The organism is Thermococcus alcaliphilus, from assembly GCF_024054535.1.
GTDB lineage: Archaea > Methanobacteriota_B > Thermococci > Thermococcales > Thermococcaceae > Thermococcus_A > Thermococcus_A alcaliphilus.
Genome location: NZ_JAMXLV010000018.1, coordinates 1 through 17,316 on the forward strand (window position 1 = coordinate 1; position 17,316 = coordinate 17,316).

A 17,316-nucleotide genomic window follows, 5' to 3' on the forward strand; every position below is an offset into this window, starting at 1 on the left:
ATTTTGTTTCGGCGAAAAGGTTTTAAGGCTGAAACCATCCAGTGAATAATGGTTTCAGCTTGCATGTTTCCCCCCTTTCTTTTTCTGTGGTAGTGTCTGGGATTTAAACCTGACGCCTCACTGCTTATCCTGACAGTATCATTTCCAAAAACCGTAAGATTTATAAATGCAATCAAGCCCAATAAACTCCGAGGGCCCGTAGCCTAGCAGGATAGGGCGCCGGCCTTCTAAGCCGGAGGTCCCGGGTTCGAATCCCGGCGGGCCCGCCATAAATTCTCCAGAAACATCTCTACACCATAATTCTTCCTTAAGCTTCACCCCTAAGAGTTTATGGCAATGATGACCATAAGGTCTCCCCGGCTGAATATGATGAGCTGGACCCGTAACTGAGCCCCTTTTTGAATAATCCTTAAGAAGGGATTAAAAACTAAAAGTTCTTGCTTACCAAGGTCTTAGTCTTAAATTTCTGCCAAAATTCTCTCTAAAATACTAACCAGCTTTTCTGCACTTTCCTTAAGCTCCTCGCTCATATCAACAAAAAGTCCCGTCTGCTTTGGCTGGGCACCGATGAGAATGAACTTTGCATTTATGTGTCCTTTTAGGTAGCTGACCAAAAGCTTTAAGGGCATCTTGTGGGTTGAGAAAGCCTCTCCTAGAGTCCCTTCAGGGTCCGCCAAAACTATTTCGCCTGGCTTTCCTTCAAAGTGTACTGCATCTATAAAAACCACGTGAGTGGGGTTTTCCCTTATTATCTTCCCGGCATAGCTCTCGGGCATTTCCCCGCAGTTTAAAAACACCACCTTGGGATTTGAAACTCTCTCCTTTAGCATTTCCACAACGTAGACACCAAAAGCATCGTCTCCCCTGACGTCGTTTCCGATTCCACATACAACAACCTTTTTTGCCCCTTTAAAAAATTCCTCCATAATTATCACCAAAAATTGAAATTAAAGAGACTCTGCAATTTTTTCGACCTTTTTGCCAAATTCACTGCTCAAAAGCTCTTCCACGTTGCCTATCTTTTCATCAAGGTCTCTGTAGAGTGGAATGCCGACAAGGTAAGGCACGCCAAATTCTCTGGCGAAGTTCTCAATGTCCTTCTCTTCATCGAGCTTCATATTTTCCACTATGCCAATTATTTTGAGGTTTTGCTCTTTCAATAGCTCAAGGAGCTTTTTAACAACGTTGATAGCAAGCTTTGAGGGTGTAGCCACAACCAGAAACTCCCCTCTTTTGAGGAACCTCAAGACGTCCAAAAATTGATCTCCCATTCCCGGAGGCATGTCAATTATGAGGAAATCAAGCTCATCCCATCTTGTTATTGCTAGAAGCTCTATCAGGACGTCGCTTATTTCCATTCCCCTCAGTGGGGTTGGCTTATCTTCGGAGTAATACACTATGCTCATAAACTTAATTCCGTGCACTTCTGGAGGAACAACACCTTTGTCCTCTTCGGGAAACTCCTTGGGCTCAAAGCCCAGTATGACGTGGTCACTTGCCCCATGGAAGTCCAGATCGAGAAGGCCAACTTTATAACCTTTCTTTGCCAGAACTAAGGCCAGAGTAGTGGAAACCATTGATTTTCCTACCCCTCCCTTGCCGCTCACTACAGGAATAATCCTCTTGACTTTTTCGAGCCTGGCCTCAACTGCCTTTATCCTTGGGTCAATCACTCCTCATCACCTTCGACCTTTATTGCTGCAAGATAAACTCCTCTCCCCTTTGTAACCTCAAAGTCCCTGCTACCGCATTTCGGACAGGCAAGGAAAGCATGAACTACCTCGGGAATAAAGTGGATATCCTCCTTTATCCTCTCGTCAAAACCTTCTTTGACATCTTTGAGCTTCCATTCGTTTCCACAGTTTCTGCACTTAAATTCCGCCTCCTCAATAACAAACTCAATCTCTGCCTCCTCTGCAATAGTCCCCTTCTTTATTTCGTTGATGGCAAACTCAAGTATCTCTTGATTAACGTCCTGCAATTCTCCAAGGACGATCCTCATGCCCAAAACTTTGTCTTTCCCATGCTGCCTTGCAAATTCAATTGCAGTCCTAACTATACCATCAGCGAGCGCCCATTCGTGCATGATCTTCACCAGAAAACTCTAAGCGAGGAAGTTTATAAATGGTGGCGTTTCAAACAAAAGGTGTTAAAAAGAAAAGGACTAGTGCCACGTAACGGTTTTGTGCTTTACCTTTCCAGCAAGGGCATCCTTTAATGCCTGTTCCATAATCTCCAAGCCTTTTTCTGCAATTTCTTTTGTTATCACAAGCGGTGGCGTTATTCTTATGACGTTTCCGAACATGCCGTAGCTCGGCAAAATTAAGCCGAGCTCAAATGCCCTCCAACAGATTTTTCCGGTTAACTCTGGGTCTGGAATCTTGGTGTTAGGTTTCACTATTTCTGCACCCACCATCAGCCCTTTGCCTCTAACGTCTCCGATGACCTCATAGCTATCCTTCATTTCAAGCAAGCGCTTCTTTATGAAGTCCCCAACCTTCAGTGCGTTCTCTAAAAGGTTTTCCTCCTCTATTATCCTGAGCGTCGCATATGCTGCCGCTGAAATAACGGGATTGGCGGCAGGTGTGAGCAGAGCAGAACCGCTTGTCATGTCCATAAGCTCGGCTTTTCCAATTACTCCACTAAGACCCATTCCACTTGCTACACCCTTTCCAAAGGATATGAAATCGGGCTCGACATCAAACCACTCACTTGCAAACCACTTTCCAGTTCTCCCAATTCCTGTCTGCACTTCATCCATTGCCAAGAGAATTCCATATTCGTCTAGCACTTTTTTGAGCTCTTTGAAGAAATTCTCTGGTGGAACAACGATTCCAGCGTCTCCTTGAATAGGCTCAGCTAAAAGAATGCTTACCTCATCCGGAGGCAATACATGGGCAAAGACATAGTTCTCTAGATAGTCCAAAAAGGCGTTTATCAGCTCGTTGGGTTCTTCATAACCGTCTATCCTCCACGGGTTTCTGTAAGGATTGGGATATGGAATCCAGACTACATTCGGGACTAGTGGCGAGAATCCTCTTTTCTGGGAGCTTTGAAAGGCAGCGACAGACGTTGCTCCATAGGTTTGGCCATGATAAGCCCCAATGAAGGCAACTATCCAAGGTTTTCTTGTGGCAAAACGGGCAACTTTCATAAGCAGATCAATGGAATCACTCCCGCTTAACCCAAAGAGAATTTTTGGATTTCCTATTGGGGCTTTCTCAGCTAAAATCTCCGCAACTTCTATCGCTCTTTTGCTGTATGTGTAGCCGATCATCGAGTGCTGTATCTTTGCCACCTGCTCTTGTACTTCTTTAACTAACTTAGGATGAGCATAACCAGTTGAGGCTGCAGCTGCTCCTGCAAGAAAGTCTATAAAAACATTGCCATCTACATCCTCTATCAGAGCTCCATAACCTCTCTCGGGAACAACAGGAAAAAGCTTAACACCTAAGCCTTGTGAAATAACCTTTTTCTCCCTCTCTACGAGTTCCTTGGCTTTTGGCCCTGGAGGAGTAACAACTAGTTTTGGATATTCCATTTAAATCACCTCACAAAACGATAAAAAGTCAAAAAGAAAAATGGGGGAAATCATGGGTTTGCAGAGACAAACTCGTCGGTGTACCTCTTGATGACCGTTGCTAGGAGTATGAGCCCAACAAGGTTTGGTATTGCCATAAGTCCATTCATCATGTCTGAGAATGTCCATACGTTTTCAAGGGCTGTTGTGGCACCTATGTATAGGAACACTACGAAGAGGAGGTTGTAGATCAAGTGAAGCTTTGGATAGAGCTTCGCGAACTTTTCTGGATCGCCTTCAATCCACTTTGCAAGGTACATAATGTTCTGTCTGCCATAGAAGGACCATGCAAGCACTGTAGAGTACGCGAAGAGGATAACACCTATAACCACCATGACTTCACCTATGTGTCCAAATGCCCTTGCGAAAGCTTCTTGGGTTAGAGGAGTGCTTGTCTTTCCAGTTTCCCATGCCCCCGTTGCCACAATTGAGATACCTGTTAATGAACAGATAATGAGTGTGTCAATGAATGGTCCAAGCATTGCCACGTGAGCCTGTCTTGATGGATGATCTGTCCTTGCTGCAGCGTGAGCGAGTGTAGCAGTTCCTAGACCAGCTTCGTTGGAGAATAGACCTCTAGCTACTCCCCACCTTATTACGGTACCTACTGCACCACCGGCAACTGCCTGTCCAGTGAATGCATCTTTGAATATGAGGGCTATTGCAGATGGCAGCTGACCAGCGTACTTAATCCAGACACCAATTGCAAAGATGAAGTAGATTATTGCCATAAAGGGGACTAGGCCCTCTGCAACTTCTCCGATTCTCTTAATTCCACCAACGATAACTATGAAGGTTATGAACGCGAAGAAGATACCTGTTATCCATGTTGGAACGTTGAATGCCTGCTTCATTCCCAATGCTAGAGAGTTTGCCTGTGTCATGTTTCCAATTCCAAATGCTGAAATCGCTGCAAATAACGCGAAGAGTATTGCCAAGGTTTTGCCAAGGGTTGGAAGTGAGCGCCCTGTTAATAGGTATAGTGCCAGTATGAGGAAGAGAATTGCTATTATGATAGCAAGTATCATTAAACCTCCGCTTAGCTTTGTGGATTCGTAGCCGATGAATATTGCGAAGAGGATTATGAAGAGTCCAGCTATTGTCCTGAAAGTTGGTGAGATTTCCTCCTCTGCCAGTCCTCTCTCTAAGAAGTTGAAGGTTCCACCGATCATTGTTCCGTCTGGCAACTTGCTTCTAAAGGCAACTCCCAAAAGTCCCTCCGAGTACCTAGTTGCCATTCCAACGAGAGCTGTGACCCACATCCAGAACAGTGCACCCGGTCCTCCGGCAGCTATTGCAGTTGCTACACCTGCTATGTTTCCTATACCAACTGTTCCAGCAATGGTTGCCATTAAAGCTTGGAATGGTGTAATATCACCTTCACCTTGCTTCTTTCTTCCCTCGAAGAGGGTGAACCTTATAGCCCACCCAAGTCGGCGGAACTGTATGCCCCCAAGGTATATTGTTAGCAACAACCCTGTACCCACCAGTAAAATCATTATTGGGGGACCCCAAACCATGCCATCCAGCCAGTTTATAAAGTCCATTATGGCACTCATCTTAGCACCTCCAAAGAGTACTGCATAGTGCACTATGGCATTAAGATTAACGTCAAGGAATTATTTAAAACTTTCTAGCACATTTATGAACCTCAATGAAATAAAATCAAGAAAGAGGACATTACCAATGAACATATTTTCAAAATTTTATGAGGCTAAATGAAATACTACCAGAACTTTCCATGTTCTTCTCTTGGAATCGGGCAGAGAACTATCCTTCTAGCCCACAGACAATCTCCGCAGCTTGGTACGTTTCCCCAGCAGTCCATTTTTGAGCCCTTGGCATAATCACACGCGTCAACAACAGGACAATCTGTGCAGGAGGGATAGAGGGAATTTCTAACACTAAACCTAAACCACGTATATTCTCTGCTCGTCCATATTTCTTTCAGAGATTTCTCTTTCACATTGCCAAAGGAATAAGCTTCCACTCTTTTCTCCCTTCCGAAAATGTATTCCGGGTATGTATGAAGAAAGCGATAACAAGGTGCAACTTCTCCATCCCACCTAACCACAGCGACGTTATTTTCAACAAAGTCACAGTGTCTTTCACTTCTAAGTTTAAATTCTGCTACTTTAACTGGAAATCCACGATATATCTGGGGATAAAGTTTGGAAAGTGCATTGCTTATATCGACACTTCCGTCGTAGATTATCATTTCGGCATGCTCTGCTGTAATCGGCATTAGGTTTGAGAAAAGCAGGGTATCTATGTTAAACCTAGAGAGATACTTCACAAGCTCTGCCATTTGTGTGTAGTTCTCTTTTGTCAAGACTACTTCAACTCCAACATGCGGAATCTCCGTATTTTCTCTCTTCTTTATCTCAGCAAACTTTTTGAGCCGTTCAACTGTAACGCTGGGCATTATATGGCCCAATCTCGTTGGCTGTGTTGGGATTGCATCCAGAGAAATGTATATCAAATCAACTCTGAGCCTTACAAGCTCTTCAATAAGTTTATCCGTAAGAAGAAAACCGTTCGTTGAAATACCTACTGCATATCCCCTCTTTTTTACCTCCTTTACCATGTCCATAAAACGGGGATGCACAAGGGGTTCACCAATACCACCAAAGTAAATCATCTTTAAGTTAGGAAACTCTTTGGCATCATCCAGAATTTTCAAGAAAAGGTCATAATCCATATCGCCCTCTTCATCTTCCCAGTACTGCTTAAAACACATCTCACATCTCAAATTACATCGGTTTGTTATTTCAATGTAGAGGTATCTCATATCTGGGGCTTTAGGAAGCAGAATCTTAGCGTTGTCCCAATGGAACTCATGCATTCAACCGCCTCCCACTGGAGGGAATATACTTACCACGTCTCCGTCCTTGAGTTTGGTGTTAAGTTTCTCAAGGTGCTCGATGTTTTTTCCGTTAACCAAGATAACGGCTCCCTTTTCGAGCTCTTTTTTCATTTTGGGATATTCGTTATAGAGCTTTTCCAAAAGTTCTCCCACCGTATCAGCCTGAACTTCGAGCTCGCTCTTTCCAACAATGCCTCTGAGTGTAGCAAAAACCCTTACCTTAACCATTTTCCTCACCCAAAAATAAATAATGAAGAAAAGTTAATAATACTTATCCAAACCAAGCTCCTTAAGCTTCTCCTCAGTTGGATATCCTTTCTCGTCCCAGCCTCTGAGCTTGTAGTATTTTGGAAGGATTTCATGGAGTTTTACCACGTGTCCTTTGTTGGGCCCTTCAGGCATCGGCTCTTCTAAGAACCTCTTGGGCAAAGTATCGTCTTTTTCTGGGACTAAGCCGGCTTTAAGGTTAAAGATCCTCTCAATGTTCCATACTCTCTCTCCCGCCTTGAGCCACTCGTCAGTTGTGTAATCAAAGCCTGTTGCAGCATTTAGCATCTCAGCGTAATCATCTGCTCCAAGTGCAAAGCTTGTGAAGAGGCACAATCCGGAGGAATCAATTACCGCAGTTAGGTCTTGGAATATCTTAACCCACTTGGCTTTCTCCTCGCTTACATCGTGAGGATCAAGCTTTACTGGAACACCGAGGATTTCTGGACTGATCATGTATCCTCTAACGTGACATCCACCTCTGTTGGAGGTAGCATAAGTGACACCATGTCCTTCTGCTCCTCTTGGGTCGTAAGCCGGGAGCTCCTGCTTCTTAACGCTCATTGAGTACTCTGGATGCCCGTAGCTCTCAGCCAAGCGGTAGCTTCCTTCAGCTAGTTTGTCCCCAAAGCCCTCTCTAAGGGCTATCTTTTCAATGTAGTAATGGAGAACTTCGCTGTTGCCAAACCTCAATGGTGGTGCATCTCCAAGCTCTTCCTGCTTTATGATTCCCTTCTCATAAAGCTCCATAGCTGCCGCTAGAGTTCCACCTGTTGAAATCGTGTCAAGACCAAATTCGTCACAGAGGTGGTTTGCTATCACTATGCTTGCCAGGTCATTTATACCACAGGTCGCACCAAGAGCCCATATGCTCTCGTATTCGGGACCTTCGGTAATTCCTACAGCTGGGTGATATGAGACTCTTCCACATCCAATTGGACATGCAAAGCATGGGTGGTTCCTCACTAAATACTTTGCGGCCAAAGCTTCACCGCTCTGCTCATAGGCGTACTTAAAGACTCCTGTCTGGAAGTTGTACGTTGGATAAAGGCCGTTTTCATTTATTATGTTTACTAGAACTGCAGTTCCATACTGTGGAAGTCCTCCGCCCGTAATTGGATTCTCCTTTATCTTCTTTATCTTCTCCTTAACGACACTCATGAACTTTTCTTTGTCAGCAAGCTCTACCTGCTTTGTTCCTCTGACGACAACAGCCTTCAAATTCTTGCTTCCCATTACTGCTCCAACACCGCTTCTTCCAGCTGCTCTGTGTTTGTCGTTCATTATGTTTGCAAACCTTACAAGTTTCTCTCCCGCAGGCCCTATACAAGCAACTCTCGCCTTTTTGTCTCCAAACTCTTCAAGGAGCTTGTCCGTTGTTTCGCCAACTCTCTTACCCCAGAGGTGGGAGGCATCTTTGATCTCCACATCTTCATCCTTTATGCTGATGTAAACTGGGTGATCTGCCTTTCCCTCAACAATAAGGAAGTCATAACCTGCAAACTTGAGCTCTGGTCCAAAGAAGCCACCGGAATTACTTGAGGCTATGAAGCCCGTTAATGGGGACTTTGTAACTACCATGTACCTGCCACCGGTTGGGGCGGTTGTTCCGGTCAAGGGGCCTGTGGCAAAGATTAACTTATTCTCTGGGCTGAATGGATCAACTTTTGGATCTATTTCCTCTAAAAGAAGCTTTGTTGCGAGACCTCTACCACCAATGAACTCCTTTGCGTCTTCTTCCTTTAGCTCTTCCACTTTTATTTCTCCCGTCGTTAGGTTAACTCTCAATATTTTTCCCATATACCCAAACATAAAGCAACACCTCGAACAAATATCAACATATAATTATGCATTTCAAATTATAAAATTTGACGAAAATAAAATAATTTGCAGAAAAGTAAGATGTTAAACAGCAATGTTCACATCGGAACACTATGTTGAATACAAATTCATTAATGTACGCAGATGTCCATAAACTACTCTGGAAGTTTTTCCTTTTTTTGCACTAAATAAACTGTAGCGAACACCCGGATGTGGGTTATCAATGCTAGTGTTATGAAAATCAGCTCTATTCTCCCAATCAAACAAAGAACCATTGTTAAGAATATTCTTTCATCCCTTTTACCGAAAAGGTATTTCATTTGGGGAATTGCTTTATATATGTCAACAAAATACTCGCCTTTGTAACGCTCTGTTGAGTAGCTTACCATGGCAGATCCAAAGATGGCTAGGGAAACTACCATCCACCCCCATATGTTTGGGTGTAAGTGGAGGGCAAGTGCCAACAACACGAAAAAGTCGACGTATCTATCCAAGATAGAATCAAAATATCCGCCGAACTTACTTGTTTTCATTGCAGCCCTTGCTATCTCCCCATCGACTCCATCGAGAATTGAGTTTAACTGGTACAGCAGCCCACCAATAGGAGGGCTAATAAAAGCTACAACAGCCGCGATTATACCAACCACAAAGGAAAATAGCGTCATATGGATTGGTTCAACATAATCTACGAGAGCTTCACTGATCTTTGTGGATATCCTTCTGTTCAAATACCTCGATATGACTCCATCCCCACTGCCTTTTATGGCATTCCTTATCAAGAACTTCTTGGCTTTTTTGATATCTTCTGGTGTGTCAATGTCCATCCAGAAAAGTCCACTTACTTCAAATACTTCCAAGCCAGCCTCTTTGACGATTTCAGCTAATTCAAGCTTCTCTTTTTCTCTGATCAGCTTTTCTATTATCTCAAAGATATCCCGCTCTAGAACAAAAAATCCCGTATCCAAGGCGTCGTACTCTTCAAGTGCTTTTCCAATATCTGCTACTCTTCCATCGTCTATTTTCACCTTTGTGGCTTCTTCAGTATTTGTGAATTTCCCTTCCCTATCAACTACAAGTCCCTTACCTTTTAGAGCTTTCCTAATGAAGGTCTCTTCATAAACGTGGTCGCTCATCACTACAACAAACCTGCCTGAGACGTATGAACGGGCGAGATATAAGCTGTATCCATTCCCCCTTTCTGGGAACTCATTAATCACGAGCTGATATCTAAAGTTATTTTTCCTTAAAAATTCCTCAAACTTTTCTTTGTATAACGGGTTGGTAATAATCACAAACTCATCAATTCCTTCCATTTCAAGAATTTTCATCGTTCTGTAAAGTATCTCCCTTCCAGCAACTTTTATTAGGCCCTTGGGAGTTTCCTTGCTGAGTTTTCCCATTCGAGTTCCAAGCCCAGCCGCCAGAATTACCGCTTTCATCTTGCATCCTCAATATCTTTTTCTTGGTTTTCTAAAAAGTTTTAGTGTTTTCAAGCGAGTTTTTTGCGTTAAGATGCATGTCGAAAGAGTTAAAAATATTGTGAGCTTAGATACACATAGGTGAACAAAGATGGCTGAGGAGATATTCCAAAACGAGACCATAAAACAGATTTTAGCCCACTATAGGAAAATATGGGCAATTGGACACGCTCAGAGCGTCCTTGGGTGGGATATGGAAGTAAACATGCCCAAAATGGGAATAACCGAGAGGAGCACTGCACAGGGGGAGCTTTCAGTTTTGGCCCATAGTTTTATGCTGGAGCCAAAGTTTGTTGAGCTTGTAGAGAAAGCAGCTGGAGAAGAGTTAAACGATTATGAGAGAGGAGTCGTCAGAGTACTGCAGAGGGAGATAAGAATAGCAAAGGCATTTCCGCCGGAGTTCGTTAGGGAGCTAAGCGAAGTTAGAAGCAAAGCAACCATGGCATGGGCTGAAGCGAAGGAAAAGGATGACTTCAAGAAGTTTGAACCGTGGCTTGATAAAATAATAGAGCTTGCGAAGAAAGCAACAGAGTACCTCGGCTATGAGGAGTATCCATACGATGCCCTCCTTGACCTCTATGAGGAAGGATTGAGGACGAGGGATTTGGAACCGATATTTGAAAAACTAGAGAAAGAACTGAAGCCAATTCTGGACAGAATACTTGAAGAGGGCAAGGTTCCTAGAGAACATCCCCTAGAGAAGGAGGAATACGATGTTGAGAGTATGAAAAAAGTCAACTTGAAAGTTCTTGAGCTCTTGGGATATCCTTTAGGAACAAGAGGTCGCTTGGATGTGTCACCTCATCCGTTCACGACGGAGTTCGGAATCCACGATGTAAGGATAACAACCAGATACGAGGGCTTTGATTTCAGGAGAACCCTTTTAGCTGTGGTTCACGAATTTGGTCATGCGCTCTACGAGCTCCAGGTGGATGAGAGGTTTATGTTCTCTCCAATAGCTGGAGGAGTATCCCTTGGAATCCACGAAAGCCAGAGCAGATTTTGGGAGAACATCATTGGAAGAAGCAGGGAATTTGCAGGGTTAATTTATCCAATTCTCAAGGAAAATCTTCCATTCATATCAAAATACACTGAAGATGACATCTATAACTACTTCAACATAGTTAGGCCAGATTTCATAAGGGTAGAGGCAGATGAAGTTACCTATAACCTGCACATCCTCTTGAGGTATAAACTTGAGAAGCTCATGGTAAACGAAGAGGTCAAGGCTAAGGATTTACCTGAGCTCTGGAACGACGAGATAGAAAGGCTTCTCGGCATAAGACCAAAGAACTACAAAGAGGGAATTCTCCAAGATATTCACTGGGCCCACGGAACCGTTGGCTACTTCCCCACCTACAGCCTCGGAACACTCTTGGCAACGCAGATTAGGAGCTACATCCTTAGAGACATCCCGGACTTCTACGAAAAGGTCGCAAACGGAGAATTTGCGCCGATAAGAGAATGGTTAAGGGAAAAAGTGCACAAATACGGAAGCATGTATCCACCAAAGGAGTTGCTTGAGAGAAGCTTCGGAGAAGGCATAAATCCAGAATACTTCATAGAATACATAAAGGAGAAATATCTAGGCTGAAGTCCCTTCCTTTTTTTCTATCTCCTCTATTGGCTCTACTTCAATCGCTACAACCCCATATTTCCTTTCTTCCTCTTCGCTGTAAAATTTTCTGTAGATTTTTACTCCTTCATCTATGCTCTTCACGTTTGGGAGAACCCTATCAAGTCCTTCTTTCTCAAGCATTTCCTTGAACGATGGATAGACCCTCAAGGCTTTTACTCTTACTTTTAAGCGTCCCTCAAAAACTATTACATCTCCCGGCTTTATCTGCCTTCGTTTTTCATCGTACAGCCTTCCCTCAATCTTCTTTTTTCCCTCTTTTATCAGCTTCAGATACTCCTCTTGAAGCCCCATTTCCCACTCCATTTTACATCACCAGGTATCTCAATAACATTGGAGTGACTCTCAAAGCCCTTGCAAGCAAACGTGGATGCTTTACAAGAGCAGTTATTGTTTTCTTGTGGTCGTCAAAGTCTGCATAGTTCTCTATTACTTCTATCGCTTCTCTGCTTGAAAGAACTTCAAAGAGCTTCTCTATTTTTTCTTGGTCGAGGGCTTTGAAAAGCTTCCTAACTCTGAGCCCAAAGGCGATCTGCTTCTTTATATCTCCACAGAGCTTTTCGTAAATAGCCAAGTTATTCCTTCTTATGGCGTATCTGAGTGCATGAGCACAGAGCATCCCGTATACAATACCTCCAGCCGTTAGAGGCTTTATCTGCAAAGCGGCATCTCCCACTAGTGCAACGTTTCCCTTTACCCATGGCTTTCTAAATCCAAAACCGACGTTTCCGGCTTTTATCTCAACAACTTGTGTTTCTTTGAGGAGCCTTAGCCTTAAAAACCTCATAAGTGCATCGTAGCTTCCAAAAGTGCCCACTCTTGCTAGGGATTCGTTTACCGGAGCAACCCACATGAAGAACTCCCCGTTTATGTCTTTGTTCACCCACACTTCAACAAAATCCTTCTTTTTAAAGTCTCCAACTACTTCAACTTCGTAACCGCTCAAAAATTCCGCCTCTGCTCTTGCCCCAATTTCCTGGGCGACTTTGCTTGACACTCCATCGGCTCCAACGTAGAAATCGCCCTCTATCTCGAACCTCTCGTTAAACCTCTGTACAAGAGCTTTTCCATTTTTAAACCCTAAGAATCTGGCCCCCATATAGTATTCGGCACCTTTTTTGACCGCTCTCTCGGCAAGGCTCTTTTCGAGAATCTTCCTGTCGACCATATATGCCTGTGGGGCTTTCTTTTTTATTTCAAAGCTCTGAATTCTGGAATAAAACACCGCGCCTCTGAACTCGTTAAGAATTGCTTCCCTTGGAAGGTTGAGCTTTTCAAAATTTTCTGCCCCGATTATACCCGTGCACGCCTTACCTCCAAAAGAGGTCTTTGCTTCAATTAGTGCAACCTTAAACTCTCCCGCAAGAAGATTTGCAAGATAATTCCCAACTGCTCCCCCACCTATTATCACAACATCATACTTCATAAGCTTCACCGAAAAGTGTAACCTTTAAATCTTAATTAAACTTTAGCTTTTTTTGGTGGCTAAAATGAAAGTCTTGGTTACTGGTTTTGAGCCTTTCGGGGGAGAGAAAATAAACCCCTCTTGGGAAGCCGTCAAGGAGCTTCCTGAGAAGATCGGAAATGCAGAGATAATAAAGCATCAGCTTCCAGTGAGCTTTAAGGGAGTTAAAGAAAAGCTGCCCAAGATTATAGAAGATGTTAGGCCGGATGTTGTAGTCCTCACAGGCCAGGCTGGTGGAAGGGTTAACATAACCGTTGAAAGGGTCGCGATAAACGTTATGGATGCAAGGATGGAAGACAACGAGGGATACAAGCCAGAGGACGAACCAATATTTGAAGATGCTCCAGCGGCTTATTTTGCTACAATACCTGTAAAGAGAATTGTAAATGCTCTAAGGGAGAATAAAATTCCCGCCATGGTGTCCAACTCAGCCGGAACCTACGTATGCAACACCGCCATGTACACAGCTCTGCACTACATAGCAATAAATGGATTAGAGGCGAAAGCGGGCTTTATACACGTCCCATATATCCCTGAGCAGGTTTTAGAAAAGCCACAACCTTCGATGAGTCTCGAGATGATAAGGAAAGCAATAGAAATAGCAATAAAAGAAAGCATAAAGAGTTAGTACGTCCTTGCAAACCTTGCTATGTACTTCGCTTCTTTTCCACAGTGGGCACACTTCTTTCCTTCAATCTTTGCAGTTTCTTCTGGGTATGGTATTCCGAGCATACTTGCATCTAGGATTTCTTCCATCTCAACACCACAGCTCTCTTCACCACACCATGGAAGCTCTACTACTCCTCTTCTGTCTTCAAAGAGCTGTTTAGCTTCTTCTATTGTGTCAACTCTCTTTATGTGGCTCTCCAAGAACTCTTTTGCCCTTGCGTAGAGGTTTTCCATTATTGCATCGAGGGTCTTTCTAACTTCTTCAACGATTTTTTCCCTCTCGACGGTGAATTTTTCAAAGGTGTCTCTTCTTGCCAACACTGCCTTTTTGCTCTCGACGTCCCTCGGCCCCACTTCAATTCTCAATGGGACGCCCTTAATTTCCCAGTCGTAGAATTTCCTTCCAGGCCTTATCTCCTCTCTATCATCCACATGAACTCTAATGCCAGCCGTCTTGAGCTCTTCGGCAATTTCCTTGGCATAGGCATTAACATCGTATGGAGAGTCCTTCATTGGGATCGGAACTATCACCACTTGAATGGGAGCTATTGTTGGGGGAAGTACAAGGCCGTTGTCGTCTCCATGTACCGCCATGACAGCAGCAAGCAATCTTTCGCTCATTCCAAATGTAGTTTGGTGAACATAGTCGTGGGTTCCGTCTTCTTTTTCATAGGTTATCTCGTATGCCTTTGCAAAATTCTGCTTGTAGTTGTGCATTGTTCCAATTTGTAGAGTCCTTCCATCGGGCATTATTACTTCTGCACCAAGAGAGTAGAATGCTCCTGGGAACTTATCCCAGTCCGGTCTTTTTGAGACAATGTAAGGTAAAGCGAGTTTTTTGGCAAGGTTGTCAAATATCTCAAGGTCTTCTTTTATTTGCCTTTCGGCATCTTCAAAGCTGTCATGAGCGGTGTGAGACTCAAAGAATCTGCTTATTTCTCTTACTCTGATCAAAGGTCTTGTGTGTTTCGTTTCATATCTATAAACGTTAACTATCTGGTAAACCTTGAAGGGCAGATCTGCATGAGACCTAATCCATAGGTTAAACATAGGGTACATAGCGGTTTCACTAGTTGGTCTCAAAATAAGCTTTATATCTAGGGGCTTCTCACCAGCTTGTGTTACCCACAAAACTTCCCCATGGAATCCCGCTATGTGCTCTGCCTCTTTCTCAAACTCTGTCTCTGGAATTAAAGCTGGAAAGAGCACCTCATCGTGCCCGGTTCTTCTCATCTCCTCATGGATGAAGTTTTCGATGTTTCTCATAATTCTCAATCCATATGGCAACCAAACGTTCATTCCCTTTACTGGATATCTCTTGTCCTGTATCTCAGCGAGCTCTATCATTTCATTGTACCATTCGCTGAACTCGTTAGACCACCTTTCTCTCTTTACTTTTGGTTTTTTACTGGCATCACCCATAAACTCACCACCTATCCCTTAAAAATGTCCAATGTTTTTTAATCTTTCGCAGATTTCTCAAAAAGTTTTATTAACATGTTTCGATGAAAGTTTTAGTGGTGAAAGAAATGAAGCCAAAAGTCTTGGTTCTTTTTAACATGAAGAGTGAACCTTTAGAGCTCTTGAAGCAGTATTGCGACGTTGATGTCTTAGTTTATCCAGAGAAGGAAAAGATACTGGAAATAATAGGCGAATACGACGGATTAATAGTCTCACCCTTGAATAGGGTGGATAAAGAAATAATTGAGAAAGGAGAGAAGCTTAAGGTCATAAGTACCCACTCCGCTGGCTACGACCATATAGACCTTGAAGCAGCAACTGAAAAGGGAATATACGTAACAAAGGTTAGTGGAGTTTTAAGTGAAGCCGTTGCAGAGTTTGCCGTGGGTTTGACCATAGCTCTTCTGAGAAAAATTGCCTATTCAGACAAGTTCGTGAGAAGGGGCCTTTGGGACTCTCACAGGACGGTTTGGGGATGGTACAAAAGAGTGGAAACAGTCTACGGCAAGAAGGTTGGAATCCTCGGAATGGGCCCAATAGGCAAAGCTATAGCAAGAAGAATGAAAGCCCTTGGAACGGAGATTTACTACTGGAGCAGAAGCAGAAAAGAGGATATAGAAAAGGAAGTAAGTGCAAAGTGGCTTCCACTTGAGGAGGTCTTAAAGCAGAGCGACATAGTTATCCTTGCCCTTCCTTCAACTCCCGAGACATACCACATAATAAATGAGGAAAGACTTAAGCTCATGGAAGGAAAGTATCTAATAAACATAGGAAGAGGAAGCTTAGTTGACGAAAAAGCCCTTATTAAAGCCCTAAAAGAAGGAAAACTCAAGGGATTTGCCACTGACGTTTACGAAAAAGAGCCACTTCAAGAAAGCGAACTCTTTGAAATGGAATGGGAGACCGTGCTTACTCCACATCACGCAGGATTGGCGAAAGAGGCTATGGAGGACATGGGGTTCCAAGCAGTAAACAATCTGCTATCGATTTTTAGGGGCGAAATTCCGGAAAACCTCGTAAACAAGGAGGTTCTTAAAATAAGGCCAATAGAAGAAGTTAAACTCCTCTGACATTTCTTTTAACTTTTTAACTTTTAAGTTATAAGTTCCCACTTCAGCATGAAGGGAAAATAAGCCAAAAAGAAGCTAAAGGGCTACTCGCCCTTCAGAATCTTAACGACTTTTTCAGCAACTTCTATGCCGGCTCTTTCTTGGGCTTCAACCGTAGATGCTCCTATGTGAGGAGTTAGGACCACATTGTCAAGCTTTGTCAAGGGATGATCCTTGGGAAGGGGCTCTTCCTCAAAGACATCCAGGCCAGCTCCAGCAATCCACCCCTCTTGAAGTGCCTTCACTAAAGCGTTTGTGTCTACAATGGGGCCCCTTGATGTGTTGATGAGGATTGCAGTGGGCTTCATGAGCTTCAACTTCTCTTCGTTAATTAGGTGGTAAGTACTTTCAAGGAGAGGCACATGGATTGTAACAACATCGCTGTTTCTCAAAAGCTCCTCAAGCTCTACAAACCTTCCACCAACTTCCTTTGCCCTCTCCTCATTTTTGATAACGTCATAGAGAAGAATTTTCATCCCAATTGCGTTTGCTATCTTTGCTACGGTGTATCCTATCCTTCCAAATCCTACAACACCAAGAGTCTTTCCTTCAAGCTCAAAGCCCATACACTGCTTCTTAGCCCATATTCCCTCTCTCATCTTCCTGTCAGCGAAGGCTACTTTTCTGGCTACATTGAAGATCAATGCGATAGCCAACTCGGCAACGCTTCTACTTGATGCGGCGGGAGCGTTGACGATTTCAATCCCTTTGCTCTTTGCGTATTCGACATCTATGTTGTCCAAACCAACGCCAGCTCTGGCTATAACCTTGAGGCTCGGTGCGGCATCTATAATCTCCTTCGTCACTTTGGGCTTGCTCCTCACTATTATAGCGCTGACATCTTTAACGAGTTCCTTGAGCTTTTCTTGATCAGGGTATTCCTCATAGACTACATCTAATCCAGCGTTTTTCAAAATCTCGATTGCCTTTTCATGCAAAGGTGCGGCAACTAACACTTTCATTC

At 43.5% G+C, this 17,316-nt stretch carries 16 protein-coding genes and 1 tRNA gene; 4 read left to right on the forward strand and 13 right to left on the reverse strand.

Annotation, left to right across the window (positions count from 1 at the left end; translation table 11 throughout):
* Positions 1–192: 192 nt before the first annotated feature.
* A tRNA-Arg gene (locus tag NF859_RS02720) sits at positions 193–269 on the forward strand.
* Positions 270–458: 189 nt separating this feature from the next.
* On the opposite strand, the gene hycI is transcribed toward NF859_RS02720, so the two are convergent.
* The 9 genes from hycI to NF859_RS02765 all read right to left on the reverse strand — a co-directional run bounded on the left by hycI (position 459) and on the right by NF859_RS02765 (position 9,973).
* Positions 459–926 (reverse strand): hydrogenase maturation peptidase HycI, encoded by a 468-nt coding sequence (gene hycI / locus NF859_RS02725; protein WP_252742902.1) that lies wholly within the window; start codon positions 924–926, stop codon positions 459–461.
* A gap of 21 nt (positions 927–947) precedes the next feature.
* Positions 948–1,673, reverse strand: coding sequence for an Mrp/NBP35 family ATP-binding protein (locus NF859_RS02730; RefSeq protein ID WP_252742903.1), 726 nt, complete (start codon positions 1,671–1,673; stop codon positions 948–950).
* Positions 1,670–2,086: a hydrogenase nickel incorporation protein HypA gene (hypA, locus tag NF859_RS02735; protein ID WP_004066801.1), complete on the reverse strand. Its 417-nt coding sequence runs from the start codon at positions 2,084–2,086 to the stop codon at positions 1,670–1,672. Before hypA ends, NF859_RS02730 begins: the two co-directional genes overlap by 4 nt.
* A gap of 78 nt (positions 2,087–2,164) precedes the next feature.
* Positions 2,165–3,541 (reverse strand): alanine/serine racemase family protein, encoded by a 1,377-nt coding sequence (locus tag NF859_RS02740; RefSeq protein ID WP_252742904.1) that lies wholly within the window; start codon positions 3,539–3,541, stop codon positions 2,165–2,167.
* Positions 3,542–3,591: 50 nt separating this feature from the next.
* Positions 3,592–5,139: an alanine/glycine:cation symporter family protein gene (locus NF859_RS02745; RefSeq protein WP_252742905.1), complete on the reverse strand. Its 1,548-nt coding sequence runs from the start codon at positions 5,137–5,139 to the stop codon at positions 3,592–3,594.
* A gap of 167 nt (positions 5,140–5,306) precedes the next feature.
* A complete protein-coding gene (locus NF859_RS02750) occupies positions 5,307–6,425 on the reverse strand; it encodes a tungsten cofactor oxidoreductase radical SAM maturase (RefSeq protein ID WP_252742906.1) in 1,119 nt (372 codons plus the stop codon).
* Positions 6,426–6,674: a ubiquitin-like small modifier protein 1 gene (locus tag NF859_RS02755; RefSeq protein WP_252742907.1), complete on the reverse strand. Its 249-nt coding sequence runs from the start codon at positions 6,672–6,674 to the stop codon at positions 6,426–6,428. It abuts the gene before it with no gap.
* Positions 6,675–6,707: 33 nt separating this feature from the next.
* The gene (locus NF859_RS02760) at positions 6,708–8,525 is read right to left on the reverse strand and encodes an aldehyde ferredoxin oxidoreductase family protein (RefSeq protein ID WP_252742908.1); all 1,818 of its coding nucleotides are present in this window, start codon (positions 8,523–8,525) and stop codon (positions 6,708–6,710) included.
* Between the two features lie 164 nt (positions 8,526–8,689).
* Positions 8,690–9,973, reverse strand: a complete 1,284-nt coding sequence (locus NF859_RS02765; RefSeq protein WP_252742909.1) for a bifunctional L-myo-inositol-1-phosphate cytidylyltransferase/CDP-L-myo-inositol myo-inositolphosphotransferase — start codon at positions 9,971–9,973, stop codon at positions 8,690–8,692.
* A 130-nt stretch (positions 9,974–10,103) separates the two neighbouring features.
* On the opposite strand from NF859_RS02765, the gene NF859_RS02770 reads away from it, so the two are divergent.
* On the forward strand, positions 10,104–11,606 hold the full coding sequence (locus NF859_RS02770; RefSeq protein WP_252742910.1) for a carboxypeptidase M32: 1,503 nt from the start codon (positions 10,104–10,106) through the stop codon (positions 11,604–11,606).
* On the opposite strand, the gene NF859_RS02775 is transcribed toward NF859_RS02770, so the two are convergent.
* Positions 11,598–11,954: an ASCH domain-containing protein gene (locus NF859_RS02775; protein ID WP_252742911.1), complete on the reverse strand. Its 357-nt coding sequence runs from the start codon at positions 11,952–11,954 to the stop codon at positions 11,598–11,600. The genes NF859_RS02770 and NF859_RS02775 overlap by 9 nt on opposite strands.
* Position 11,955: 1 nt before the next feature.
* Complete coding sequence (locus tag NF859_RS02780; RefSeq protein ID WP_252743069.1) at positions 11,956–13,074, reverse strand: geranylgeranyl reductase family protein; 1,119 nt, start codon at positions 13,072–13,074, stop codon at positions 11,956–11,958.
* A gap of 64 nt (positions 13,075–13,138) precedes the next feature.
* Between NF859_RS02780 and pcp the strand changes: the two genes are divergently transcribed.
* On the forward strand, positions 13,139–13,741 hold the full coding sequence (pcp, locus tag NF859_RS02785) for a pyroglutamyl-peptidase I (RefSeq protein ID WP_252743070.1): 603 nt from the start codon (positions 13,139–13,141) through the stop codon (positions 13,739–13,741).
* Here pcp and proS read toward each other — a convergent pair.
* Entirely contained in the window at positions 13,738–15,204 is a 1,467-nt protein-coding gene (gene proS / locus NF859_RS02790) for a proline--tRNA ligase (RefSeq protein WP_252742912.1), read from the reverse strand. The two genes, pcp and proS, sit on opposite strands and share 4 nt — an antisense overlap.
* 107 nt (positions 15,205–15,311) lie before the next feature.
* On the opposite strand from proS, the gene NF859_RS02795 reads away from it, so the two are divergent.
* The gene (locus tag NF859_RS02795) at positions 15,312–16,313 is read left to right on the forward strand and encodes a 2-hydroxyacid dehydrogenase (protein WP_252742913.1); all 1,002 of its coding nucleotides are present in this window, start codon (positions 15,312–15,314) and stop codon (positions 16,311–16,313) included.
* Between the two features lie 83 nt (positions 16,314–16,396).
* Here the strand turns inward: NF859_RS02795 and NF859_RS02800 are convergent, their stop codons facing one another.
* Complete coding sequence (locus NF859_RS02800; protein ID WP_252742914.1) at positions 16,397–17,314, reverse strand: D-2-hydroxyacid dehydrogenase; 918 nt, start codon at positions 17,312–17,314, stop codon at positions 16,397–16,399.
* Between the last annotated feature and the right edge of the window lie 2 nt (positions 17,315–17,316).